We start from the raw sequence: 24,954 nt of genomic DNA, 5'->3' as shown, positions 1-24,954 counted from the left end.
GACACACCGCATGTTCCATCGCTGCCCGGGTCGATGGAATCACCAGGTTTTACAATCCAGCATTTCACCCGGTGAAACAATCACTCACCAAACAAATCGACGATCAGATCGAACAGAGTGCGCTTGACCGCGCTGTCCAACGCGGTCCAGGCCAGCCCCGTGCTGGTCTCGAACCCACCCAGTTGCAGAGGCCGAGACACGCAATTGGCCGGCAGGGCCCGCGTCGCCTGCACCGGCAGCACGCCAACACCCAACCCGGCGCAGACCAGCGCGAGCATGGTGGTGAACTCGCCCAGCTCCGAAGCGATCTGCAGGGGAATCCCCAGCGCCTGGATAAACTCATCGTAGAAGCCCGGGGCATAGCGCCGCGCGAGGATGTACACCGGCACATCGAGCAGGTCGGCGGGCTGGATGGACGCCTGCGCCGCCAGCGGGTGATCCACGGGCAACGCCACGCAGAAACTCTCGTGCAGCACCGCGCGGGTCTGGATCCCCGGGTGCGCGGCCGGCAGGCGCATCAGGCCGAAATCCAGCAGGCCGTTCTTCAGTGCGATGGCCTGGTCGGGGCCGGGCATGTCCTTGAGTTCCAGCTCGAGGCGCGGGTAACGCTGGTGCACCGCGCGGATCAGCTCGGGCAACCACTGCGGGAGTACCGAGGACACAAACCCCAGGCGCACCCGGCCAATCTCGCCACGACTGGAGGCGCGCGCCGCATCCGCCGCACGCGTCGCCTGGTGCAAGGTGGCCTGGGCTTCCGGCAGGAACACGCGACCGGCTTCGGTCAGCGCGACCGAGTGGCGATTGCGGTCGAGCAGGCGCACGCCGAGGCCGCTTTCGAGCAACTTGATCTGCATGCTCAGCGCCGGTTGCACAATCGACAGCTGGGCTGCCGCCCGACCGAAATGCAGCTCCTGGGCGAGCACCACAAAGGCCCGCAAGTGTTTGAGCTCCATACCCTACCCTGGTGATCACCGATATTGATCAGAAGATCATAAATGAACATTGGACCTCCCCCCAGGATTGCAGCGAAGTTAAGCCCATCAAGGCCTGTTTGGTTATCACCCGCGCGTTCGGAGAACGGTTCCATGCACAGTGTTTTAGACAACTTCCGCCTGGATGGCCGGCTCGCGCTGGTCACCGGTTCCAGCGCCGGTATCGGCCTGGCCATTGCGCGTGGGCTGGCCCAGGCCGGCGCACGGGTGGTGCTCAACGGACGCAATCGCGGCAACTTGTGCGATGCAGCCGCGCTGCTCACGCTGGAGGGCCTGGAGGTGCACACCCAGGCATTCGATGTCACCGACAGCGCGGCGATCCAGGCCGCGGTGGCGGATATCGAGGAGCGCCTCGGCCCGCTGGAAATCCTCGTCAATAACGCCGGCATGCAGCGCCGAGGGCCGCTCGAAGACTACAGCGAGCAGCACTGGCGCGAATTGATCAGCACCAACCTCGACAGCGCGTTTCTGGTCGGCCAGGCTGTGGCGCGGGCGATGATCGCGCGCCAGCGTGGGCGCATCATCAATATCTGCTCGGTGCAAAGTGAACTGGGCCGCCCGGGCATCGCGCCGTATGCGGCGAGCAAGGGCGCGTTGAAGATGCTCACCAAGGGCATGGCCATCGACTGGGGCCCGCATGGGTTGACCGTGAATGGCATCGGCCCCGGTTACTTCAAGACCGAACTGAACGCTAACCTGGTGACCCACCCCGAATTCAGCGACTGGCTGGTGCAGCGCACCCCGAGCCGCCGCTGGGGCGACGTGGCCGAGCTGGCCGGCGCCGCCGTGTTTCTCGCCAGCGACGCCGCGAGCTTCGTCAACGGGCATATTCTTTATGTGGATGGGGGAATTACTGCGTCGTTGTGAGGGTGGGAGCTGGGAATGGGATTGTGGTTGAAAGTGAAACTGTGGTGAGCGGGCTTGCTTATTGTGGCGAGCGGGCTTGCCCCGCGTTGGAGCGCGAAGCGCTCCCAATAAGACCGCCGCATTCCGTCAGACACAATGCGGAGGATGGTTTTAGGGCGGCTTCGCCACCCAACGCGGGGCAAGCCCGCTCACCACAATAAGCGCGTCCCCCAATAAGACCGCCGCGTTCCGTCAGACACGATGCGGTGGATGGTTTTAGGGCGGCTTCGCCACCCAACGCGGGGCAAGCCCGCTCGCCACAATAGGCGCGTCCCCCAATAAGACTGCCGCATTCCATCAGACACAATGCGGTGGATGGTTTTGGGGCGGCTTCGCCACCCAACGCGGGGCAAGCCCGCTCACCACAACAGGCCCGCTCACCACAATAAGCGAGCCTGCCAGGACAATCTTGCTCACCACAATAAGCGCGCCTGCCAGAACAAGCGTGTTCACCAACAAGCGTGCCCGCAACCAAGCGTGCCATAACAACCAGCCCGCACTCAGCGCTCTTGCAACCGATCACGCAAAAACCGGTGGCTGGCGGAGAACAGCCGTCGGTAGGTGAGCAGCACCGCCCCCACCGTGCCCAGCGCCGACGATGCGGCGATCAGGAACATGATCACGATCTGATACCGCACCGCGTCCACCGGGCTTTCCCCCGCCAGCACCTGGCCGGTCATCATGCCAGGCAGGCTGACGATGCCGACCACGGTCATCTGGTTCAGCGTCGGGATCATGCCGGCGCGCACTGCCTGGCGGATCGCTTCCTGCGCGGCTTCCCAACGCGAGCCGCCGAGGGCGAGGATCATCTCGATGGTGTTGCGGCCCGAGGTCAGTTCCTGGGTCATGCGCTCGATGCCCAGGGACACGCCGGTCAGGGTGTTGCCGAGGATCATTCCCAGGATCGGAATTGCGTACTGCGGCTCGTACCAGGGATGGATGCGAATCACCGCGAACAGCCCCACCGCCGTCACCAGCCAGGAACTGCCCCACACCGACAGGATGCTGTCGACGCGCTGCCCGCGATACGTGCGGCGTCCACGGCCGGCGGCCGAGAGGCCGGCAATCAAGGTCATCGCGCACATCAACGGCAGCACCACGTACCAGTAGGCAAACTCGAACACCCATCCCAGCAGGTAACCGATCGCCAACAGTTGCACCACGGTGCGTACCGCCGCCCACAGCAACTCTCGGCCCAGGTCCAGGCGCAACAGCACTGACAGCGCGCCATTGATCAGGATCAGCGAGGCGGCGATGCCCATGTCCAGGGCCGTGAGGTTCTGATAATTCATGGCTGGGCCGCTCCATCCAGCACGCCTGCGCTCATCTGCAAGTGGATATCACTCATGCGCCGGGCCTGGTCGAGATCGTGGGACACCCAGACATAGGCGCGCGCGTTGTCCGCGGCGAACCAGGCGTCGATAAGCGCTTCGACGTCCCGCGAAGATGCCGGGTCGAGGGCGGCGGTGGGTTCGTCCAGCAACAGCACTTCGGGGTCAAGTTGCAGGGTGCGGATCAGCGACACCACCTGGGATTCACCGCCGGACAAGTCCAGCGCGTGCTTGGCCAGGAAGTCCGGCGCCTTGCCTGCATGCTCCAGCAGCGTGATGACTGACGCGCGGCCAAAGTGGCGCTTGCGCAGGGTCTTGAGGCTGAACGGGAAACGCAGGTTGTCTTCCACCGTGCCTTCGAGCAGCGCCGGGCGTTGCGACAGGTAGCTGATGTGGCTGCGGTAGTGGGGAATCTGCGCATTGGCGATCGGCTGGCCGTTCCACAGGATCTGCCCCGAGGTCGGCGTATCCAGCAACGCCAGGGCGCGCAGAAACACACTTTTGCCGGAGCCGGACGAACCGGTGATCGACACGCGGTCGCCGGCGTGCAAGGTGAAATCCGTGGGTTGCAGCAAGGCCACCTGGCGGCGTTCATCCACGCGCGTGAGGGCGCGGGTTTGTATCAATGCGCTCATGGACGCGGGGTTCCTCGTAATTCCTGCCAGGCGCAATGGTGCGGCACACGCGGGAAGATTTCATGAAAAAATTCAAACTATCGCCAGCCACGTCGTTCACACCTTCACGTGCAACGTAAACAGGAGGCGACATGCAGTACCGACAACTGGGCCATTCCGGCCTGCTGGTATCCGAAATCATCCTGGGCACCGTGCCGTTTGGCGGTCGTGCCGAGTTCGAAAAATGTGGCTCGGTGGACGTGCCCCAGGCCAAGCGCATGTTCGACATCGCGTTCGACGCCGGGGTGAATATGGTCGATACCGCCGACCTCTACTCCCACGGCCTGGCCGAAGAAGTGGTCGGCAAGGCGTTGGGCGACAAGCGCAACGACATCCTGCTGGCGACCAAAGGCCGCAGCCCGGTGGACAAGAACCCGAACAACTCCGGCTCGTCGCGCTATCACCTGATCCGCGCGTGCGAAGCCAGCCTGAAGCGACTGGGCACTGACCATATCGATCTCTATCAACTGCACAACTGGGACGGTATGACGCCCATCGAGGAAACTCTCGAAGCCCTGCGGCTGTTGGTGGGATCGGGCAAGATTCGCTACTTCGGCACCAGCAACTTCACCGCCTGGCAAATGATGAAAACCCTGGGCAAAGCCGAATTGCACGGCATGCTCAAGCCCATCACCCAGCAGATCTACTACACCCCGGAATCGCGCGAGGCCGAGTATGAGTTGCTGCCACTGGCGCTGGACCAGTCCATCGGCACCCTGGTGTGGGGCCCGATGGGCGAAGGTTTGCTGACCGGCTCGACCCGGCGCGGACACCAGCCACCGGCCAATACCCGCCAAGGCAGCGGCTGGCCGGAACCCTACGTGCATGACCAGGAGCGCGCGCTGGATATCATCGAAACCCTTGCTGCCGTCGGCGACGAGCATGGCGTCTCGGTGGCCCGCACATGCCTGGCCTGGCTCAAGGATCGCCCAGGGATCACCTCGTTGATCGTCGGCGCACGTACCGAAGAACACCTGCGCGACAACATTGCGGCGACCGAATTGAAGCTCACTGAGGAGCAATCCTCGCGCATCGAGGCCGTGACCCGTCGCCAGCCGCTGTACCCATACTGGCACCGGTTTACTGCAGGCATCGACCGTTTTGATCCGGCAGAACAGCCGTTCCTGGCCGAGCATCAAAAGACCATGGACGCGCGCAAGGACAAGTAAGCTGGCCTGAATGTGGGCGCGGGCATGCTCGCGCCCCCCTCTTGAGGGTTGCAGTGAACGGCAATGCTGCCTATATTTCCCGCCTGGCGCTCTCTACGCCACCTTCCGCGGAAAGGGCTGCGCCCAAGACACTGCAACCTCCTTTTTTCTACGACTCCCCAGCCTTAAAGCGGAAAAGGTCTGTGCAAGGAGATCGTATGTCCCAACACTTCAACACCGATGGCCGCCTCAACCTTGAGCAGCAGCGCAAGCGCGCCAAGGAACTGTTGCCGCGCCTGAAAACCCAAGACCCGAACGCGACTTTGTCCCAGGCCCAATGGACGATTGCCAAACAGCTGGGCTTCAGCAGCTGGCCCAGGCTCAAGGCGCATATCGATGCCATCGACTTCGCCGCGCAGCACCCCGACTTCACCGCCAGCGATGAAGCGCGCACCACCCATTGGCGCTGTGGCAATGACATCGCCCATAGCTTGCAACTGGCCGGGTTCAAGGGGCAGTTCCGGATGCTCACCGACCCGTTGTGCATGGGCCCCGTGCGTGATGTGCCGGATGAAGCATTCCGCGCGCTGCGCAGCGCATTCATCAGCCAGGCCTTTGCCTTGGACCACGCCGAGACAGCGCGCCGCGTGGACGATGAATACCAACAGCTGAACGCCTTGGCCGGCGCCGATCACAGCGTGCTGTGGTGCGAGGCGGACGCCTATGACCAACTGTTCCTGGTCCGCACACTGGCAAGTCTGGAACACGCGCCGCGCAAGCTGGAGCTGATCGAGGTGGGCCGCATTCCGGGCGTCGAGCGCTTCATCGGCATCGGCCAACTGGCGCCTGACGTCCTGGCGTGGCTATGGCCGCAGCGCCGGCTGATCGACGATGACGCGGTGCAATTGGCCAGACAGGTGTGGTCGGCGTACTGCGACAACTCGCCCGTCACCCTCGCCGAACTGGCGCACGGCAATCACCCTTCCCTGCCCTTTCTCGCGCCGGCGCTACTGCGTCAGTTGCAGGAGTTGCCCAGCCAGCACAACGGTCTGTCACTCACCGAACAGTTATCGCTGAGCTACATCGCCGAGGCTGGACCGGTGCCTTTCGGCCGGGTGTTTGCCGAGTTGATGGCCAAGCGTGAGCCGTTGCCGTTCCTGGGCGACATGATGTTCCACGCGCTGCTGCGCCCGTTGATCGACGCCGAGCAGCCGTTGCTGATCGAGACCAGCACCGACCAGCCATGGCCTCGGCGCCCGTTGACACTCACCGCGTTGGGCCACGCGGTACTCAAGGGCGATGCCTATTGGCTGGACCATGCCAGCGACGTGCGCTGGGTTGGCGGCGTGTGCCTCTCACCCCGCCAGCCGCATTGGACGCTGAATGATCAACGATGGCCGTTATGGCGTGGCTGACGGCCGTGGCTCATGGATCGGGCAGCCGTTGTGCTCGGCCCGGAACCCGGACGACATCTCATAAGCGGGCTTGCGCACCCGCATCACCCCGCCCAGGGGCCGATGCGCCGCCAGCCCGTGCCACGGGCTGAAGGCCATGCCATCGTCGATCTGCTGCACATTTTCCGGGCTCCAGGCCGCTTGCAGTGCAAGGTCGATGCGCGCCACGGTCACATACGGGCTGAGGTCTTCAGGCCACTGCACCGAGGCGTCCTCGATGGGCATTTTTTCCAGGTCGGTGGCCAGTTGGACGCGCACCTCCCAACTGCCGCCGCTTTGGGCAAAGTAGGCTTCGACCGCTGCACGCAGGCCATCGGGGTTGCCGCCGAAATCCACGTGCAGGTCGGTCAGCGCCGTCAGGTTCGACGACACCGGCACCACCGCGACCTTGGCGTAGTAAGGCCCGTAGAGCATCGGCACGACGCTGGAAAAACTCTCGCCGAGGATATGCGTCTGCGGGTGGCCGCCCAGGCTCTTCAAGGTACCGCTTTCGCCACCGAGCGACTCCAGCGTCGCCTCCACGCCGCGCAGCACTGCCGACAAGGCTTTCTTCATGCCGGGGGCCTTGTCGGTAGTCTTGGCCAATAACTTCAGGGTCTTGAGGAAATCCTTCGGCGTCGCGGCGGTGAAGGCCTTGGCGTTTTGCATGACGAAATCCTGCGTCACCTCGCCATCGCTGCCCGGCAGGCGCGCACCCTCGACGCCGACGATCTTGACCGCCAGCCCGCGCGGGGTGGACACCTTGTCATCGAGGATGTCGCCAGGGTTGGTCGAAAAACGCATGAACACCGGCAGTGTCACCGGCTTGGCGAAGGCGCCCTGGGCCAGTTCGGCCGGCAGGTTATCCAGCACCGTGATGTGCCCGCGCAACAAACCGTGGGCCTTGGCGTGGACACTGCGGGTGGCGTGCCCACTGTCGCGAAACGTGGTCTGCATAATGCCGTGAAGGGCTTCAGCCAGCTCCGCGCTGGTCTGCGCTTCATCATCCGGGATCTGTTCGAAGGACGCCTCAAAGGGCAACGGCGCACGCACTGGATTGACTACAGGTAGGTCGTTCATCAGGTATCTCTCCGCTCGGCATAGGGATCACGGCAGGCTTTTTCTAATAGTCAGGCACGCCGGAAAAAATCCAGGCGTGGTGATTCATAGGTCCGGGGCAATCAGATGGATGTTCAACAAATCGGCATGACGTCGGACGAGCGGTGGTCGCCTACCGTCCGGAGATCAGCTCGAACCTTTTGCAGCGCGCATTCGTCACAGCCTTATCCCTCCTGATAGCACCCGGGTGCCGCCATGCTGATCTATCCAAAAGCCCACTTTCACCCCTACACCCATGCGAGCGGCGGCTGGGGCTCGGCGCAGTCGGTGATGAAAATCCTGTGGCGCGAGCAGGCTTTCGCCAAGGGCCCGCGCGCGCTGATGAAACAGAACAAGCCGGACGGCTTTGCCTGCGTCAGCTGTGCCTGGGCCAAGCCGGGCAAGCCGCACGCCCTGGAATTTTGCGAGAACGGCGCGAAGGCCACGGCCTGGGAGTTGACCTCGCTGAAGACCTCGCCGGCGTTCTTCGCCGAGCACACCCTCAGCGAACTGCGTCAATGGTCGGATTACGACCTGGAGCAACACGGGCGGCTGACCCACCCGCTGCGCTACGATCCGGCCACCGACCGCTACCAGGAGACCACCTGGGAGCAGGCATACCGCGAGATCGGCGCGCAGTTGAAGACGATGCAACCCGACAGCGTGGTGTTCTACGCCTCCGGGCGCGCGTCGCTGGAAACCTCGTTCATGTACCAACTGTTCGCCCGGGCCTACGGCACCAACAACCTGCCCGACAGTTCGAACATGTGCCACGAGAGCACCTCGGTGGGGCTGCAGGAAAGCATCGGCATACCGGTCGGCAGCGTGACCCTGGAAGATTTCGAACACACCGACTGCCTGTTTTTCTTTGGCCAGAACGTCGGCAGCAACGCCCCGCGCATGCTTCATCAACTGCAGGATGCGCGCAAACGCGACGTGCCGATCATCACCTTCAACCCGCTGCGTGAGCGCGGGCTGGAGCGCTTCGTCAATCCGCAGTCGCCGGTAGAGATGCTCACGCCGGAATCCACCGTGATCAGCACGCAATACCACCAGGTAGCGATTGGCGGCGATAGCGCCGCCCTGCTCGGCCTGGCCAAGGTGCTGCTGGAGATGGACGACCAGGCGCAGCGCGAGGGGCGCGCGGCGGTGCTCGATCACACCTTTATTGCCCAGCACACCCAGGGTTTCGAGGCCTTCGCGGCGCTGGTGCGGGCTTGCCAATGGCAGACTGTCGAGCGCCAGTCCGGGCTGAGCCGCAGCGCCCTGGAGGCGGCCGCGCAGGTGTATGCGCGCAGCGAGCGGGTGATGATGATCTATGGCATGGGCCTCACCCAGCATCGCCACGGGGTGCAGAACGTGCAGATGCTGGTGAACCTGTTGCTGATGCGCGGCAACTTCGGCAAGCCGGGCGCCGGGATTTGCCCGGTGCGTGGCCACTCCAACGTGCAAGGCCAGCGCACCGTGGGCATTACCGAAGACCCGAAGAAAGTCCCGGTCGAATTGATCGAACAATACTTCGGTTTCAAGGTGCCCGAGCAGATGGGCCTGTGCACCGTTGACGCCTGCGAAGGCATCCTCGCCGGGCGCGTGCGCGGTTTTATCGGGCTGGGCGGTAACTTCCTGCGCGCGATCCCGGACACCTCGCGCATGGAACCGGCCTGGCAGACGCTGCAACTCAACGTGCAGATCGCGACCAAGCTCAACCGCACGCACTTGTTGCCTGCAGCCCACCAATGGCTGCTGCCGTGCCTGGGACGGATCGAAATCGACCGGCAGAACGGCGTCGCCCAGACCTGGGCCACCGAGGACAGCACCGGTTGCATCCACGGCTGGCGCGGCAGCGCAGAACCGGTCGGCCCGCAGGTGCGGGCCGAGGCCAGCATCGTCGCCGGCCTGGCCCTGGCGACCTTGCCGGCCGGCAGCAAGATTGACTGGCAAGGCTGGAGCGCAGACTACTCGCAGGTGCGCACCGCCATTGGCGCAATCTACCCGCAGATCTTCCACGACATGGAAACCCGCATGGCCGAACCGGGTGGTTTCCACCGCCCCATCGCGGTCGCTCGGCGTGAGTGGCTGACCCACAGCGGCAAGGCACAATTCGTGCTGCCCAGCACCCTCAACGAAGATGACGACGTCAACCCCGGGGTGCTGCCACGCGATGTGCTGCAGTTGATGACGCTGCGCAGCAACGATCAATTCAACACCACCATTTATGGCTACGAGGATCGCTTTCGCGGTATCAGCGGCACGCGCGAGGTGATTTTCATGCACCGCAACGACATCGCGCGGCTGGGCTTCGAGAATGGCCAGGGCGTGATGCTGACTACCGCCATAGAACCGGAGGTCAAGCGCCAGGTGGGGCCGCTGGAGATCGTCGCCTATGACATTCCCGAAGGCTGCGCCGCGGCGTATTACCCTGAATGCAACCCGCTGGTGCCGCTCTGGCACCATGCCGAACGCAGCAAGGTGCCGGCGGCCAAATCGGTGCCGATCCGCCTGAGCCTGGCGGGTTGATCAGCGCTTGGGAGACAGCCCGACCGCGCACGCCACCACCGCCGAATCCTGCGGATAGTGAGCGCGCGGGGCCATCGCAGGCGACAGCAGCCGACCGTCTACGGCGCGCAACATCGGCCGCTCGACGGCTGGCGCGCAATGCTGCGGGTCGATAATTTCCATGCAGCGGCGCAACGAGTTGAAGTCCGGCGACTGCGACAGCGACAAATGCAACGTCTGGCTCACCGACACCGACACCACCGACCCCTGCACGCATTGCCCGTCATAGATCAGCGCGTGGCGGATCAGCGGGTTGTCATGGCAGTACTTCAGCAGGTTGAATGGCCGCGCGCACACCAGTGCCGTGTTGATGATCAACAGGTCGAACGCCACCGTGCCCGAGCGCGTCAAGGCCTGCAGCTCGTCGAACGTGCTCAGCGGGGCGATACGGTAATAGCCCAGCTGGTTGAGCATTTTCTCGATCTTGATCCGTTGCAGCAGGTCTGCATCGGCAATCAGAAGGCGTAACGCTTTATTGGACATAGGTAAACCTGACAGTTGGGCATCCGCGTCGATCATTCAACGCTGAATACGTTAACCGTCAGCCAGCAAACCTGACTTTAAGGCGATTCTGAAACGGTAGCCGCTCCACCCACGCACTTTTAAGAATCGCCTCAAAGCCCTCGCACTGCCCTGCCCCTACCATGGGCCGCGTCCCTCACGCTCCCCTGGATTCGCCCGTGCTCATGTTTCTACTCAGAATGGTGTTTTTAGCCTGCGCCTTGCTGGCCCTCGCATCACGTCCCGTCAATGCGGCGTTGAAGATCGAGGGCACGCGCCTGATCTATTTTGGCCAGGACAGGGAAGCCACCCTCGGCGTGGTCAACCAGGCGCCGCGTGAAGTAGTGGTGCAGACCTGGATCACCGGCGAGGACGACGCAAGCGGGCGCACCGTGCCGTTCGCCGCCACCGAGCCGCTGGTACAACTGGGCGCCGGCGAGCACCACCGGCTGCGCATCCTGTATGCCGGCGAGGGCTTGCCGACCGATCGCGAGTCGCTGCTCTGGCTCAACGTCATGGAAATTCCGCTCAAGCCGCAGGACTCCAACAGCGTGCAGTTTGCAATCCGCCAACGGCTCAAGCTGTTGTATCGCCCGCCCGCGCTCAAGGGGGGATCGAGCGAGGCGGTGCAGCAGTTGGTCTGGAGCCGCAACGACGGGGGCAGCGTGACGGTCAGCAATCCCAGTGCATTTCACCTGTCGCTGGTGGACGTGCAGACCGACAGCCAGGCGCTCAGCGACTACCTGTTGCTCAAGCCCTACGAGCGCAAAACCCTGGACACGCCGAGCCCGCTGGCCGCCGGCACCACCCTCCACTTCACCGAAATCAACGATATCGGCCTGCAGGCGCGCCGTAGCGCCCTGCTCAAATGACCGGTCGCGGGGTACTTGCACCTATGTCACCGACCAAACGTTTCCTGCCCCTGCTGCTGTGGGCCTGCGCCGTGTTGCCCGCCACCAGCCATGCGCTGGCCTGCCGCGAGGACGGTACCAATTCGATCATCACCGAGGAGGCGCTGGGCACCGCGCTGGCGGTGGCTGCCGATGCCCCCAACGGCAGCATCATCTGGGAATCCGGCCCGCGCTCGACCAATGTGATCTGCAAGGACGACTACAACCATGGCCGCGAGGAAGTGTATTTCTACGTCAACCCGGCCAACGTGAGCATCGGCACCGGTATCCGCGTGGGCATCCGTTACAACAACCAGCCAATTACCCAAAGCAGCGGCAAAGTCGGCACCGGGTTCTATTCCGACCGTGGCTGCAACCTGGCCAACTGCGTGGGCTGGGACAAGGCGCGCTTCACCCTCAACTTCAGCGTGTTCATCGAAAAATACGACCCTACCCCACCGAGTGGCCAGGCCAGCACCCTGACCTCTTACCGGGTGTTCCAGCTGGACGGCGTACGCGGTCTCAACTCGCGGCCCAACAGCAACTTCAACTATGTGGTCACCGGCATGAACGGCATCCGCTTCGTGCCCTGCACGCCCGAGCTGACCATCACTCCCAGCGTGGTCAACTTCCCGACACCGTCGCGCAAAGCCTCGATCGGCGAAGTCGCCAGCAGCGCCAACTTCAGCCTGAACCTGCGCAAGGGCTGCGACACGCCCTACACCGTCAGTGCGCGCTTCGCGACCACGGCGGGCGGCGGCAGTGTGAGCAATGGCTTGCTGGTGCCGGACAACAACAATTCGGTGGGCATTTCGTTGTCGCGCGCCGAGAGCCAGCAGCAACTGCCGTTCAACGCGTGGTTCACCCTGCAGGAACTGATGGGCCTGGGCCAGAGCCACGATGAATTCCGCGCCGACCTGAAATGGCGCACCCTGCCGCTCCCCGGCGCCTTCGACGCCTCCGTGGTGGTAGATATGTATTACAAGTAGGCGAATTTTAAGGATCGTCTTATGCCCTTGGCGCACGCGGGTCTCTACAGTGCGCCGATGCGATTGAAAAGTTACCTGCTGCAGATCAACCCCGTCCTCTCCCGACCCGAAGCAGCCAGAAGGCTGCTGCGTATTTTTGCGACCGTGCTGCTTATCGGCATCTTCAGCGGGGTGTATACCTTTCTGCTGTCGACCTTCAACAACGACATCTCCCAGCGCCGCGGCTACATGAGCAGCGCCATCGCCGAAGCCCACACTTTTTTCACCAACCGCGAGGCCTTGCTCGAAAGCCTCAGCCTCTCGGCAGTGCGCAAGCAGGCGCGGCTCTACCCCTCCTCCGAAGAAGAACAACACCTGCAACTGGGGGACACGCCGGGCAACCAGTGGAGCATCTGGCTGACCGCGCGGATGCGCGACTACCTCAAGGCCAAGCAGGTCAACCTGCTCTATGTGAACACCGGCCCCGAGCCGCAGGTGACGCGCCTGTACGACTCGACCGCGCAAGTGCTGCCGATTTCCAAGTGCCTGCTCAATCGCCTCAAGGCCTTGCAACGCAGCGACCCCTCGACGCTCAAAGAGCTGTGGCTCAGCGACAAGACCGAGCACCACTCGCACCTCTATCTGTTCATCCGCCTGGACGAACGCGACCCCCGCTCCGGCTGGCTGGGCCTGGAGATGGAAAGCCGCGAGGTGTCCCAGACCCTCAGCGACCAGAGCGCCGGCGAGTTCATGATGCTCAATTCCCAGGGCATGCTGGTGTTCACCAACAGCGACGATGCGCAGTGGAGCCAGCAACGCCTCAAGCCCCAGGAAGAGAGTTTTTTCGGCTTTGTCGGCAACGGCTGGCTGCCCGATCACCTGGTGATTCGCAAGCACCTGAAGTCTTCGGATTGGCAACTGATGTACTCCATCGACCTGCACGCCGTGGTCTCCGGGCTGTGGAAGCAGCTGCTCGGCTCGCTGCTGTTCTGCCTGCTCAGCGTGACGCTGATCTGGCTGGTGATGCGCCGTGTCGACCAGCGTTTCATCATCCCCTCGATCCACCGTATCCAGGCGCTGATCGAAAGCGAGGCGTTCGGCCGCGATGTGATCCAGACCGCGCCCGTCGCCCTCTGCGTGCTGCGCCGCACCGACGGCCAGGTGGTGCTGGAAAACACCCTGGCCCAGCAATGGCTGGGCCATGGACCGGAGCGTGAGGCATTGCGCGCTGGCTGGATCGAGCAGGCGTTTGCCGATGACGCCCACGAACACTGCGATTACTTTGAAACCATCGACGGCCGCCACCTGTACCTGAGCAGCGCCCCCACCCGTTATCGCGGCGAAGACGTGCTGTTTTGCGCATTCAGCGATATCAGTGCGCGCAAGCAGGTCGAAGCGGCGCTGGAGGAAGCCCGCCAGTCAGCCGATGCCGCCAACGCTGCCAAGACCCTGTTCCTGGCGACGATGAGCCATGAAATCCGCACGCCGCTGTATGGCGTGCTCGGCACCCTCGAACTGCTGGCCCGCACGCAACTGGACGCCCAGCAGAAGGACTACCTGCACGCCATCGAAGGGTCGTCCTCGACCCTGCTGCAGTTGATCTGCGACGTGCTCGATGTGTCGAAGATCGAGGCCGGCCAACTGGCCCTGGAGTTGAGTGAGTTCTCGCCGCTGGAGCTGGTGCACGAAATCATCCAGGGCTACGCCGCAGCCGCGCAGGGCAAGGGCCTGCAACTGTATGCCTGCTTCGACCCGAAGTTGCCGGAGCGGCTGATCGGCGACGTGACGCGCATCCGCCAGATTCTCAACAACCTGCTCAACAACGCGGTGAAGTTCACCGACTACGGGCGCGTGGTGTTGCGGGTCAAGGTGCTGGGGCGCGACGGCGAGCGCTCGAGCCTGCTGTGGCAGGTGTCGGACACCGGCAAAGGCATCGCCCAGGAAGACCAGGCGATGATTTTCGAACCGTTCTACCAGAGCGAAGGCAACACCAACGTCGTCGCCGGCACGGGCCTGGGGCTGCCCATCTGCCAGCGCCTCACGGAGTTGATGAACGGCAATATCCGCATGGTCAGCGAAATGGGCCTGGGCAGCAGTTTCAGCCTGATCCTGCCGCTGGAAGAAGCGCCCACACCACCGATGACCCCGCTGCTGGCCGAGACCATCTACGTGGTCGCGCCGATCCCCGAGCTGGCGCACTCCATCAGCGGCTGGCTGCGCCGCTGGGGCGCCAGGGCGCAGACCGGCCTGCCGACGCTGGCGGACAGTCATCTGCTGCTGCAAGTGCATCCGGGCAGCATCGACCCGTCGCTGGCGCCCGAGTGGCCGGGCCCGGTGATCCACGTGAGCAGCAACGCCTGCACTGCCGTGGAAGCCGACGCCGGCGCGTGGCACGTCAACCTCAATCACCTGGCGGCGATTCACCAGGCCGTCAGCCAGGCGCAAGGGCTGTGGGTGGCCCGTAGCGACGAGCAAATACGCCAGCGTGACTTGAGCAAACTCAACCTGCATCTGCTGGTGGCCGAGGACAACATCATCAACCAGCTGATATTGCGCGACCAACTCGAAGAACTCGGCTGCACCGTGGAGCTGGCGGCCGATGGCCAGGAAGCGTTGCAGCTGTACACCGCCGGCAACTTCGATGTGGTGTTGACGGACGTGAACATGCCCCACATCAACGGTTATGAACTGGCGCGCGAATTGCGCCGCCAGGGCTGCCCGTTGCCGATCATCGGGGCCACCGCCAACGCCATGCGCGGCGAGGCCGACCTGTGCCTGGCCGCCGGCATGAACCATTGCCTGGTCAAACCCTTTGCGTTGCGGGCTCTATTCAACTCCCTGGCGCCTTATGCACGGAACACCCATGAAGCCCCTTAGTATTTTGATAGTCGAGGACCACCCCCTGCAGCACATCTACCTGCAGCACCTGCTCAGTGAGTTGGGGGATTTCAGGCTCGAAACCGCCGAGGACGGCAAAGAAGCGCTGGAGCGATTGCGCCAGCGCGATTTCGACCTGGTACTCACCGACCTGCTGATGCCCGGCATGGACGGCGTGCAGTTTATCCAGTGCCTGGCCAGCCTGCGCTGCAAGCCGGCGCTGGCGATCATGAGCGCAGCGTCGCGGCGCATGTTGATGGCGGCGAGCCTGGTGGCGAAAAACCTCGATGTGGAGGTGATCGGGCTGATCTCCAAACCGGTCGCCGCCGACGCCTTGCGCAGCCTGGTGGACCAGTTGCGCAACCGGGTACGCACGCCCTCCCCCGAACTGCCCGAGCACCTGGACATCGACCGCCACACGCTGGTCCAGGCCATGAGCGCGGGCCAGTTCCAGGCCTGGTTCCAACCGAAAAAATCCCTCGCCAACGGGCGTATCGTCGCCGCCGAGGCCTTGGTGCGCTGGATGCACCCCGAGCAAGGCGTGATGCTGCCCGCCGCGTTCCTGCCGGCGATCAAGGCCTTCGAGCTGGAGGAACGGCTGTTGTGGCTGGTGCTCAAGCAGGCAATCTACGCCCAGGAGCAGTGGCGCCAGCGCGGCTATGAAATCCCGGTGTCGATCAACCTGCCCACCCACCTGCTCAACAGCCACGACCTGGCCGACCGTTTGCTGGAATTCGTGCTGCACCACGACGGTATCCCGGGGATGATCTGCTTCGAGTTGATGGAATGCTCGGTGCCACAGGACATCAGCAACTTCTACGCCGGCGCCTGCCGCTTGCGCATCAAAGGCTTCGGCCTGTCCCAGGATGACTTCGGCAAGGGCTACAGCTCCTACCTCAACCTGGTGTCCACGCCGTTTACCGAACTCAAGATCGACCAGGCGCTGGTCCAGGGCAGCCATGACAACGAAGGCATCGCCCAGGCCTTGGCGAGCATCATTGCGCTGGGCCGCAAACTCGGCCTGACCGTGGTCGCCGAAGGCGTGGAGACGCCCCAGCAACTGGCGTTGCTGCGCAAGATCGACTGCAACCAGGTGCAGGGTTTCCTGATCTCCCACGCGGTGTCTTCGGATCAATTTCAACAACTTCTGAACAATGATGGCCCTGCGACATCTCACTAGCAGCCGGCCCTGGATTATTTGCTCTTTAATAAGGAGTAAGCTCCCTCCAGTGCCGATTTATCCTGCGCCTGCGGAACCTCCTGATGAAGCACAACAACGCGATACTCGAAGCCTTCACCCGCAGCTCCCTGCGCCTGAACAAAGGCCTGATGGTGCTGATTGGCATCGCGTTGTTGCTGATACTGACCAACTACTGGTCGCTGCAACGCGGGGTCGAAACCCGCTACGGTGCGACGCGCTTTCATTTCGCGCGGCTGATGGAAAACCTGACGGAGCAGGAGTCGTACCTCAGGAGCCTGACGCACCCCGGCATCCAGGCCGAACTGCTGCGCGCGACCAACGTGCAGGTGAGCCTGAAAAGCCGCATGGTCGACAACCACCGCACGTTGTACGAAGGCCAGAAGTACTCGTTTTCGGTGCCCTTCAGCGTCAAGTTCGATGAGCAGCAGGTCGGCCCCGCCGCGCGGCCGCAGATTTTCGCCCTCGGCGCGCACCTGACCAGCTACTACAGCGCCTTCTGGTCTTCGTCGCCGTACGAGGCGCCGCAAACCTTTCTATTCAATCGCCACACCCACTACACCATCACGGTGCCGTCGGTGGGCTACCAGCGTCGAGAGAACACCGAGGAAACCGGCAACCTGGTGGCGCTGGTCAACGCCGTGCAGCAAACCCTGGAAAACACCCCGCAGCCGCTTGAGCAGAACCGCGTGTATTGGCAGGCCGGCCCCGCGCCCGGGCACTTGCTGGCCTATATCGGCCTGCCGCTGGACGGCCAGGAACAGGCGGTGGTCGGCACCTTGCTCGACCTCGCGCGGGTCGACGATGTGCAGCGCGCGCTGGACCGCTCGGCCTTTGATCGCCTGACCCTGATCGCGCCCGACGGCACCCGGCTGGCAGGACCGGACGTCGGGCAGCTCAGCGATGGCGTGCACTTCAATGCCGATGGCTTTGAATTCAAGATGACCCAGCCAGGCGACCAGCCGTGGAGCGCGGTCTATGGCCTGAACTACTCGCACTTCTTCCACTCCGCGCTGTGGCCGCTGAGCAGCCTGGCGCTGTTCTTCGTCGGCCTGGTGACCCTGGGCTGGGGCGGCAGCCGCTGGTACCGGCGCCAGGTGATCAACCCGGCGCGCCTGGCCCACGAGCGCATTGCCGAAAGCGTGGCCTTCAGCCGGGTGATCATCGACACCGCGCCCACCGGCTTGTGCGTGGTGCGGCGCAGCGACGGCAAAGTCCTCATCGAGAACCAGCGCGCCCAGCAATGGCCCGGCACCGCGCGCCTGGTGGCCGCCATGGCCGGCACGCATGACAGCGCCGAGAGCGGCGAGACGCACCTGGAAATCGAAGGCCGGCACCTGCAGATCGGCTTTGTGTCGACCCGCTACCAGGCCGAAGACGTGCGCCTCTACGCCTTCAACGACATCACCCGCCACATCGACGACGCCCAGGCACTGGAAGATGCACGCCGCGCCGCCGATGCCGCCAACGAGGCCAAGACATTATTCCTGGCGACCATGAGCCATGAAATCCGCACGCCGCTGTATGGCGTGCTCGGCACCCTCGAACTGCTCGGGCTGACCGACCTCGACCCGCACCAGCAAACCTACCTGCACACCATCCAGCGTTCGTCCGGCACGCTGTTCCAGCTGATCAGCGATGTGCTGGACGTGTCGAAAATCGAGTCCGGGCAAATGGCGATAGAGGCCGTGGATTTCTGCCCGCTGGACATGCTCGAAGACACTCTGCACACCTACGCCGCGTCCGCGCTGCGCAAGGGCTTGCAGCTCTACAGTTGCATCGATGCGCAATTGCCCGATTGCGTGATGGGCGACCCGATGCGTATTCGCCAGATCCTCAACAACCTGGTGAGCAACGCCATCAAGTTCACCGACATCGGGCGCGTGGTGATTCGCGCCAGGGTCACGGCGCGCGACGCCGGCAACGTCGACCTGGAATGGCAGGTCACCGACTCCGGCGTCGGTATCCCTGAGGCCCAGCAGGCCAAGCTGTTCGATCTGTTCTACCAGGCACCGGACACCGCCAGCGAAGGCGGGGCCGGGCTGGGGCTGCCGATTTGCCGGTGGCTGGCGCAGATGATGGACGGTGAGATCCGCGTAGTCAGCGAGCCGGGCCTGGGCAGCAGCTTTACCCTGAAATTGCGCCTGCCACTGTGTGGCGGTGCGCTGACCCAGTTGCCGTTGATCGAGCCCAGCCCGACGCCGGTGTATGTGCAGGCCCCAGTGCGCGAGCTGGCGCAGTCGATGAGTGACTGGCTCAATCGCCTGGGCATCGCGGCGGCGCTGGCGGCGACCACCCAGGAGCAGGACAGCCGCCATGCAGTGCTGGTCGACCTGCTGCCCGGCGACCCCGCCCACCCCTGGGCCGGCCAACGCGTGCGCTGCCTGCCAGGCGCTCACAGCCCGCCACTGCACACCGAGCAGGGCTGGGTCGTCGACTTGCACGACGTGCGCGCCATCGCTGCCACCGTGTCGCTGGCGCAGCACGGCAAGCACGAGCAACCGCCAGCGGCCCGGCCGCACAGTGCCGGGCAACTGGGGCTGCGCATCCTGGTGGCCGAGGACAACCCGGTCAACCAGGCGATCATCAAGGAACAGCTGGAGGCGCTCGGTTGCTCGGTGACCCTGGCGGCCAACGGCGAGCAGGCGTTGCAGCTGTGGCTGCCGCAGGCCTTCGACCTGGTGCTCACCGACGTGAATATGCCGTTGATGAATGGCTATGAACTCGCCCGAGCGCTGCGCGAGCATGATCCGCAGTTGCCGATCATCGGCGTGACCGCCAACGCGATGCGCGAGGAAGGCGTGCGCTGCCTGGCGGTGGGCATGAACGCCTGGATCGTCAAGCCGTTGAGCCTGCAGACCTTGCGCGGCCAGTTGATCAGACTGTGCAAGGTCAAGCCGCCGGTCGAGCCCGACCTCGTGCCCTGCGACGACAGCGTGCAGTTGTCGGACACCATGCGCCCGTTGTTCATCAGCAGCGTAGAGCAGGACCTGCAACGCATCGGCGCGGCGCTCGAACGCCGCGATGCGCGTGCCCTCGGCCAACTGCTGCATTCGGCCGCCGGCGCATTGGGCGCCGTGCAGGCCCTCGACCTGGCCCAGGCCTGTATCGAACTGGAAGACCAACTTAACCGCGGCAGCCTCGACACTGCCCTTGCGCTCAAGGTGAAGGCGGTGATGCAGCGCCTGTCGGCCGTCCTGGACACGCTTCGGCCCGGGCACCCTTCACTCACCTGAACTGGCACTACGGACGGCCCTTTATGAAAAAATTCAACGTGGTAATCGCGGACGATCACCCGATCGTATTGCTGGGCGTTCGCGAGCTGGTGGAGCGCGACACCCGCTTCCAAGTGGTCGGCGAGGCCGTGTGTTCAGCCGGGCTGATCGCGCTGTTGCAGCGCCAGGGCGTCGACATTGTGATCACCGACTACAACATGCCGGGCGACTCGCCCTACGGCGATGGCCTGAAACTGGTGGAGTACCTCAAGCGGCATTTCCCGCAGGTGCAGATCCTGATCCTGACGATGATTTCCAACCAGCTGATTCTCACGCGCCTGCAGGAGTTGGGCGTGGTCGGCATCATCCAGAAAAGCCAGTTGCACACCGAGATCCAACTGGCGCTCAAGGCAATTGCCCAGAAGAGCGCCTATCGCAGCCTGGAACCGCCGAAGACATCAGTGATCGAGACCCTCACGGACTTCGACGAGCGCTTCACCAGCCTGTCGCCCAAGGAGTTCGAGATCCTGCGTTTGTTTATCTCCGGCATGAGCGTGAGTGATATTGCGCGCAGCCAGAATCGAAGTTCCAAGACCATCAGTGCGCAAAAGATATCGGCCATGCGCAAACTTGAAGTGAGCAGCGACCAGGACCTGCTCGCTTATTGCCTGGCGCGTAATATCTTCAACTGACCTGCCCCTCCAGCAAGCCATTCAAGGCAATGGCTTCGCCCTGCCACCGTGCCTGCCCGCTCTAGACCGCAGTTCTCCTGCCTGCTCCGGGGTTTATAAGAATCGTCTTATGTCGTCCAAACCTTGGACTTTTTATTCTTGCCCCGCAGTTCAACAACCGCACTTTCCAACTCACACTAACGGACATCATCATGAAGAAGTTTTCCCTGGCTGTTATCGCCTCGGCCCTGGTTGCGGCCTCCGGCAGCGCATTTGCCGATGAAACGGCACCGACGCCGACCCTGGGCGGCAGCGGCAAAATTACCTTCACTGGCGTGATCAACAATGACGCGTGCTCGGTGGACGGCGCCAACTCCGACCGTACCATCTCCGTGGACATGGGCAACGTCTCGATCAAGGACATGGGCACCGCCGAAAACCCAACCGCAGGTCGCGTGACCGCCAAAGACTTCAACCTGAACGTCAACTGCAACCAGGGCACCAAAGTCGCGATGATCTTTGACGCCAACAACGGCGGTTCGGGCCTGGTCACCGGCAAGAAAGTCCTGGCCCTGAACCCGGGTTCGGCCACCGCGCAAAACGTCGGCATCGCCCTGCTCGACAGCAAAGGCAGCCTGATCGACCTCAGCTCGCCGAGCACCGCACGCATTGAAAGTACCATGCACGGTCAGGGCACTGAAGGCGGCGACGCCACCATGAGCTTCGCAGCCGCCTACGTCACCACCGGTGCCGCCGGTGCCTCCACCGCCGGTCGCGGTGACGCGACCCTGCCGTTCATCCTGCAATACGAGTAACTCGGCGCCCCTGAGCACCGAACGCGCGAGGCCCTGCGGCCTCGCCATTTATTTTTGATGACACCGGACACCCTCATGCAGCCTCGTATTATCACCGCGAGCCTGGTGCTGCTGGGCATGCTTATGGCTACCCAGGCCACCGCCAGCATTTCACTCAACGCCACGCGTATCGTGTTCGATGGCAGCCACAAGGAAGCCAATATCACCGTGCGCAACGGCAACCAGGACGTGTTGATTCAGTCCTGGGTCGACATGAACGACGCCAGTGGCAGCCGTGCACCGTTTGCCGTCACCCCGCCCCTGGCGCGGGTGTTTGCCAAGGAGCAACAACTGCTGCGCATCCTCTATCAAGGCGCCGGCATGCCGACCGACCGCGAGTCGGTGGTGTGGCTCAATGTGCAGGAAATCCCCAAGGCCAGTGAGGCCGAGAACACGTTGCAGTTGGCCATCCGCCAACGCATCAAGATCTTCTACCGCCCTGCCGGCCTGCCCGGCAATGCGTTGCAAGCCCCGGCGCAGCTGGAGTGGCGCCTGGCCAAACAGGGCACGCAAACCCTGCTGCAGGTGAAGAACCCGACGCTGTACCACGTGTCGATGGCCGACATCAAAGTGCAGGCGCAACTGGCCAGCGACTCCACCATGATTGCGCCCGGCGAGGCAAAACAGTTCCCGCTCAGCGCGACGCCCGCCAGCGGTCCGGTGCAGTTGTCGTTTTCCAGCATCAATGACTACGGCGCGCAAAACCACTACACCGCGCCCCTGTCCATCGGCGCTGCGGCAGCCGCGTACGCGACTGAATCGCGCCTCAAACCCTAAGCACTTCGTCTAACCCACAGGCTCACTTCGCGTGCGTGTTTGCGTGCCCGGCTGTTCGCCAACCAGGGATGTCACAGGTCTTCGCATGTCTTTTATTTCCAGCAACAGGCCCGTACGTGGCGCACTGAAGTTGAAGACGCTGTCGCTCGCGATTGCCGCCAGCCTGCCTGCCTGGGCACTGGCCGACGAGCCTGCGGAAACCTTCAACACCACCTTCCTGCAAGGCGCGCAGTCCGCCGTCGACCTGCAGCAATTGCTGTCGGCCAACAGCGTGTTGCCGGGCACTTACCGCGTCGACCTGTACAGCAACGAAGTGCTGGTGGGTCGCCGTGACATCGACTTCAAGCGCAACCCCGGGAACGGTCGCGTCGAAGCCTGCCTGACCCTCGACCTGCTCAAGCAACTGGGCATCGACATGGCCCGCTTGCAGGCCCAGGGCAAGCTGGATCCGCAACACCCGCAGGACTGCTACGCCCTCGCCGACATGATTGAGGAAGCCAGCGTGCGCTACGACAGCAGCCGCCTGCGCCTGCTGGCGAGCATCCCGCAGGTGGCCATGCAGCGCGGTTTGCGCGGGTATGTCGACCCGCAGTTGTGGGACGACGGCGTGCCTGCGGCGTTCATCAACTACCAGCTCAACAGCAACCGCAGCGCTGGCGACGCCGACACCCGCATCAACAACAACCTCGGCCTGCGCAACGGCATCAACCTGGGTGCCTGGCGCCTGCGCAACGAGTCGAACATGAATGGCGGCACCGGGCGCTCGAACACGTTCACCAGCAATCGCACCTACCTGCAGCATGACGTCACGCCGATCAAGGGCCAGTTCAGCGCCGGTGAAATTTTTTCCGACGCCGACCTGTTTGACAGCGTGCGCTATCGCGGCTTGAAACTGGCCTCGGATGACGGCATGCGCGCCGACAGCGAACGCGGTTATGCGCCGGTGATTCGGGGCGTGGCGCAGACCAACGCGACGGTCGAAATCCGCCAGAACGACTACATCCTCTACACCGCCAACGTTGCGCCGGGGCCGTTCGAAATCAACGACATCTACCCCAGCGGCTCCAACGGCGACCTGGAAATCACCGTGATCGAGTCCGACGGCAGCCGTCGCGTGACGATGCAGGCATTCTCCAGCCTGCCGATCATGGTGCGTGAGGGGCAAGTCAAATACAGCCTCTCGGCGGGTACCTTCAAGAGCAATGCCGACGGTTTGGCGACGCCGCGTTTTATCAGCAGCACCCTGGCGTACGGCTTGACCAGCAACCTCAGCGGCATCGTCGGCGTGCAAGACAGCGAGGACTACAGCGCGCTGTCGATCGGCGCCGGCAAGAACACCGCGCTGGGCGCGTTTTCCCTGGATGCCACGCATTCATCCAGCAAGGCCCGTGGGCAAACCACCCAGGGCAGCAGCGTGCGCGCGCTGTATGCCAAGACGTTTGCCGGCACCGACACCAACTTCACCCTGGCCGCCTACCGCTACTCCACCGAGGGCTACCGCACCCTCACCGACCACGTCGAGGACATGAGCGAAGACGTGCGCGTGCGCACCGGCCATTCGAAAACCCGCACCGACCTGACCATCAACCAGAGCCTGGGCCGCAACAATGCGTTCGGCAGCCTGTATGTGAACGCCAGTGACCAGCGCTACTGGAATCGCGGTGGGTCGCAGAGCTTTTCGGCCGGCTACACCAGCAACTGGGGTGACTTGAGCTACAACCTCGGCGTGACGCGCACCAAGCAAATCGTGACCTGGGGCGCGCCGAGCAGCGACACGCAATTGAACCTGTCCATCTCGTTCCCGCTGGGCAGCCAGGCGCGCGCACCGCGGGCGTTTGTCACCACCAGCCGCCAGCACGGCGACACCACCACCCAGGCGGGTATCAATGGCTACGTCGCCGACACCAGCGACACCTTTTATTCGGTGCAAGCGGGCCACAGCGACACCAGCGGCAGTTCCGGTTCGGTGAACCTCAACAGCCGCACCTCCATGGCAGACGTGAGCCTCGGCTACAGCCAGGGCCAGGGCTACAACTCGCAGAACCTCAACATCGCCGGCTCCGTGGTGGCCCATGCAGGCGGCATCAACCTGGGGCAAACCGTCAGCGAGACCTTTGCGCTGGCTGAAGTACCGGGCATCTCCGGGGCGAAGATCAGCAGCTACAGCGGCGTGGAGACCGGCTACAACGGCTATGCGGTGATCCCGACGGCGCAACCTTACCGGGTCAACTGGATCAGCCTGGACACCCGCGACCTGGGCGGCAATGTGGAAGTCACCAACGCCACCCAACAACTGGTGCCGCGCCGAGGCGCCGTGGTCGTCGCGCATTACAGCGGCACCACCGGACGGCGGGTGCTGTTCGAGTTGTTTGATGCACAGCACAAGCCGCTGGCGTTCGGCGCTTCGCTGGAAGACGGCAACGGCAAGCAACTGGCAATTGCCGACCCGAATGGAAATGCGCTGGCGTTGGTCGAGCAGGATCAAGGTACGTTAGTGATCAAGTGGGGCGACCAGCAATGCAATGCCCACTATGCGCTGGCACCACAGAACAAGGCGCTGAACTATGAGCGCCAGGCGTTGGTGTGCGCGCCTTGAAGCTGGGGTAGAAGGCCAACAGGTGGGATTGAGGTAGGGCCCAGGCACCCGGGTGTATGGAGATCAAATGTGGGAGCTGGCTTGCCTGCGAAGGCGGTGGGTCAGGTAGCGAATGCATCAACTGATACACCGCCTTCGCGGGCAAGCCCGCTCCCACAGGGGATTGGGGTGGGGCTCAGGTACTCGGGCATATGGAGATCAAATGTGGGAGCTGGCTTGCCTGCGAACGCGGTGGGTCAGGCAGCGAATGCGCCAACTGATACACCGCC

Annotated in this window: 18 protein-coding genes; 13 read left to right on the top strand and 5 right to left on the bottom strand. The window is 63.5% G+C overall.

Going from position 1 to position 24,954, the window contains the following annotated elements; translation table 11 throughout:
- Positions 1–80: 80 nt before the first annotated feature.
- Positions 81–953, bottom strand: coding sequence for a LysR family transcriptional regulator (locus tag NTD80_RS14680; RefSeq protein WP_065904165.1), 873 nt, complete (start codon positions 951–953; stop codon positions 81–83).
- Positions 954–1,085: 132 nt separating this feature from the next.
- On the opposite strand from NTD80_RS14680, the gene NTD80_RS14675 reads away from it, so the two are divergent.
- Positions 1,086–1,859: a glucose 1-dehydrogenase gene (locus NTD80_RS14675; protein ID WP_262134123.1), complete on the top strand. Its 774-nt coding sequence runs from the start codon at positions 1,086–1,088 to the stop codon at positions 1,857–1,859.
- 539 nt (positions 1,860–2,398) lie between these two features.
- Here the strand turns inward: NTD80_RS14675 and NTD80_RS14670 are convergent.
- On the bottom strand, positions 2,399–3,190 hold the full coding sequence (locus NTD80_RS14670; protein WP_262134122.1) for an ABC transporter permease: 792 nt from the start codon (positions 3,188–3,190) through the stop codon (positions 2,399–2,401).
- Positions 3,187–3,864 carry an ATP-binding cassette domain-containing protein gene (locus tag NTD80_RS14665; RefSeq protein WP_262134121.1) on the bottom strand — a complete coding sequence of 226 codons (678 nt, stop codon included), beginning with the start codon at positions 3,862–3,864 and terminating at the stop codon, positions 3,187–3,189. Before NTD80_RS14665 ends, NTD80_RS14670 begins: the two co-directional genes overlap by 4 nt.
- A gap of 131 nt (positions 3,865–3,995) precedes the next feature.
- Here NTD80_RS14665 and NTD80_RS14660 point away from each other — a divergent pair, with 131 nt between their 5' ends.
- Both NTD80_RS14660 and NTD80_RS14655 read left to right on the top strand, forming a co-directional pair.
- The gene (locus tag NTD80_RS14660; RefSeq protein WP_262134120.1) at positions 3,996–5,072 is read left to right on the top strand and encodes an aldo/keto reductase; all 1,077 of its coding nucleotides are present in this window, start codon (positions 3,996–3,998) and stop codon (positions 5,070–5,072) included.
- A gap of 197 nt (positions 5,073–5,269) precedes the next feature.
- The gene (locus NTD80_RS14655; protein ID WP_262134119.1) at positions 5,270–6,466 is read left to right on the top strand and encodes a DUF1835 domain-containing protein; all 1,197 of its coding nucleotides are present in this window, start codon (positions 5,270–5,272) and stop codon (positions 6,464–6,466) included.
- Here NTD80_RS14655 and NTD80_RS14650 read toward each other — a convergent pair.
- Positions 6,452–7,567 (bottom strand): catalase family protein, encoded by a 1,116-nt coding sequence (locus NTD80_RS14650; RefSeq protein WP_410017416.1) that lies wholly within the window; start codon positions 7,565–7,567, stop codon positions 6,452–6,454. The genes NTD80_RS14655 and NTD80_RS14650 overlap by 15 nt on opposite strands.
- A 231-nt stretch (positions 7,568–7,798) precedes the next feature.
- On the opposite strand from NTD80_RS14650, the gene NTD80_RS14645 reads away from it, so the two are divergent.
- On the top strand, positions 7,799–10,099 hold the full coding sequence (locus NTD80_RS14645) for an FdhF/YdeP family oxidoreductase (RefSeq protein WP_262134117.1): 2,301 nt from the start codon (positions 7,799–7,801) through the stop codon (positions 10,097–10,099).
- On the opposite strand, the gene NTD80_RS14640 is transcribed toward NTD80_RS14645, so the two are convergent.
- Positions 10,100–10,621 carry a chemotaxis protein CheY gene (locus NTD80_RS14640; protein ID WP_262134116.1) on the bottom strand — a complete coding sequence of 174 codons (522 nt, stop codon included), beginning with the start codon at positions 10,619–10,621 and terminating at the stop codon, positions 10,100–10,102.
- A gap of 203 nt (positions 10,622–10,824) precedes the next feature.
- On the opposite strand from NTD80_RS14640, the gene NTD80_RS14635 reads away from it, so the two are divergent.
- From NTD80_RS14635 to NTD80_RS14595, 9 genes are all read left to right on the top strand, one after another.
- Complete coding sequence (locus NTD80_RS14635; protein WP_240435242.1) at positions 10,825–11,511, top strand: molecular chaperone; 687 nt, start codon at positions 10,825–10,827, stop codon at positions 11,509–11,511.
- A gap of 23 nt (positions 11,512–11,534) precedes the next feature.
- Positions 11,535–12,518 (top strand): fimbrial protein, encoded by a 984-nt coding sequence (locus NTD80_RS14630; protein WP_262134115.1) that lies wholly within the window; start codon positions 11,535–11,537, stop codon positions 12,516–12,518.
- A gap of 57 nt (positions 12,519–12,575) precedes the next feature.
- Positions 12,576–15,374: an ATP-binding protein gene (locus NTD80_RS14625; protein ID WP_262134210.1), complete on the top strand. Its 2,799-nt coding sequence runs from the start codon at positions 12,576–12,578 to the stop codon at positions 15,372–15,374.
- On the top strand, positions 15,361–16,554 hold the full coding sequence (locus NTD80_RS14620; protein WP_065904201.1) for an EAL domain-containing protein: 1,194 nt from the start codon (positions 15,361–15,363) through the stop codon (positions 16,552–16,554). The genes NTD80_RS14625 and NTD80_RS14620 overlap by 14 nt, the downstream gene beginning before the upstream one ends.
- An 83-nt stretch (positions 16,555–16,637) precedes the next feature.
- Positions 16,638–19,808 carry a hybrid sensor histidine kinase/response regulator gene (locus NTD80_RS14615; protein ID WP_262134114.1) on the top strand — a complete coding sequence of 1,057 codons (3,171 nt, stop codon included), beginning with the start codon at positions 16,638–16,640 and terminating at the stop codon, positions 19,806–19,808.
- Between the two features lie 23 nt (positions 19,809–19,831).
- The gene (locus tag NTD80_RS14610) at positions 19,832–20,479 is read left to right on the top strand and encodes a response regulator (RefSeq protein ID WP_065904208.1); all 648 of its coding nucleotides are present in this window, start codon (positions 19,832–19,834) and stop codon (positions 20,477–20,479) included.
- A gap of 191 nt (positions 20,480–20,670) precedes the next feature.
- Positions 20,671–21,273: a fimbrial protein gene (locus tag NTD80_RS14605; RefSeq protein ID WP_065904210.1), complete on the top strand. Its 603-nt coding sequence runs from the start codon at positions 20,671–20,673 to the stop codon at positions 21,271–21,273.
- A gap of 75 nt (positions 21,274–21,348) precedes the next feature.
- Complete coding sequence (locus tag NTD80_RS14600) at positions 21,349–22,089, top strand: molecular chaperone (protein ID WP_262134113.1); 741 nt, start codon at positions 21,349–21,351, stop codon at positions 22,087–22,089.
- Positions 22,090–22,174: 85 nt separating this feature from the next.
- A complete protein-coding gene (locus NTD80_RS14595; protein WP_262134112.1) occupies positions 22,175–24,685 on the top strand; it encodes a fimbria/pilus outer membrane usher protein in 2,511 nt (836 codons plus the stop codon).
- Positions 24,686–24,954: the final 269 nt, after the last annotated feature.

It is taken from the genome of Pseudomonas sp. 13B_2.1_Bac1 (genome assembly GCF_025466155.1).
Lineage (GTDB): Bacteria > Pseudomonadota > Gammaproteobacteria > Pseudomonadales > Pseudomonadaceae > Aquipseudomonas > Aquipseudomonas aylmerensis.
Note: the sequence above shows the minus strand (reverse complement) of the source record. Positions and strands in the feature narration are given on the sequence as shown.

Excerpts from the sequence above, each read along its gene's own strand:
- NTD80_RS14595 (WP_262134112.1), top strand. The coding sequence starts at position 22,175 with ATGTCTTTTATTTCCAGCAACAGGCCCGTACGTGGCGCACTGAAGTTG.
- NTD80_RS14625 (WP_262134210.1), top strand. The coding sequence starts at position 12,576 with ATGCGATTGAAAAGTTACCTGCTGCAGATCAACCCCGTCCTCTCCCGA.
- NTD80_RS14660 (WP_262134120.1), top strand. The coding sequence starts at position 3,996 with ATGCAGTACCGACAACTGGGCCATTCCGGCCTGCTGGTATCCGAAATC.
- NTD80_RS14600 (WP_262134113.1), top strand. The coding sequence starts at position 21,349 with ATGCAGCCTCGTATTATCACCGCGAGCCTGGTGCTGCTGGGCATGCTT.
- NTD80_RS14675 (WP_262134123.1), top strand. The coding sequence starts at position 1,086 with ATGCACAGTGTTTTAGACAACTTCCGCCTGGATGGCCGGCTCGCGCTG.
- NTD80_RS14640 (WP_262134116.1), bottom strand. The coding sequence starts at position 10,621 with ATGTCCAATAAAGCGTTACGCCTTCTGATTGCCGATGCAGACCTGCTG.
- NTD80_RS14645 (WP_262134117.1), top strand. The coding sequence starts at position 7,799 with ATGCTGATCTATCCAAAAGCCCACTTTCACCCCTACACCCATGCGAGC.
- NTD80_RS14655 (WP_262134119.1), top strand. The coding sequence starts at position 5,270 with ATGTCCCAACACTTCAACACCGATGGCCGCCTCAACCTTGAGCAGCAG.
- NTD80_RS14605 (WP_065904210.1), top strand. The coding sequence starts at position 20,671 with ATGAAGAAGTTTTCCCTGGCTGTTATCGCCTCGGCCCTGGTTGCGGCC.
- NTD80_RS14615 (WP_262134114.1), top strand. The coding sequence starts at position 16,638 with ATGAAGCACAACAACGCGATACTCGAAGCCTTCACCCGCAGCTCCCTG.
- NTD80_RS14610 (WP_065904208.1), top strand. The coding sequence starts at position 19,832 with ATGAAAAAATTCAACGTGGTAATCGCGGACGATCACCCGATCGTATTG.
- NTD80_RS14635 (WP_240435242.1), top strand. The coding sequence starts at position 10,825 with ATGTTTCTACTCAGAATGGTGTTTTTAGCCTGCGCCTTGCTGGCCCTC.
- NTD80_RS14670 (WP_262134122.1), bottom strand. The coding sequence starts at position 3,190 with ATGAATTATCAGAACCTCACGGCCCTGGACATGGGCATCGCCGCCTCG.
- NTD80_RS14620 (WP_065904201.1), top strand. The coding sequence starts at position 15,361 with ATGAAGCCCCTTAGTATTTTGATAGTCGAGGACCACCCCCTGCAGCAC.
- NTD80_RS14630 (WP_262134115.1), top strand. The coding sequence starts at position 11,535 with ATGTCACCGACCAAACGTTTCCTGCCCCTGCTGCTGTGGGCCTGCGCC.
- NTD80_RS14680 (WP_065904165.1), bottom strand. The coding sequence starts at position 953 with ATGGAGCTCAAACACTTGCGGGCCTTTGTGGTGCTCGCCCAGGAGCTG.
- NTD80_RS14665 (WP_262134121.1), bottom strand. The coding sequence starts at position 3,864 with ATGAGCGCATTGATACAAACCCGCGCCCTCACGCGCGTGGATGAACGC.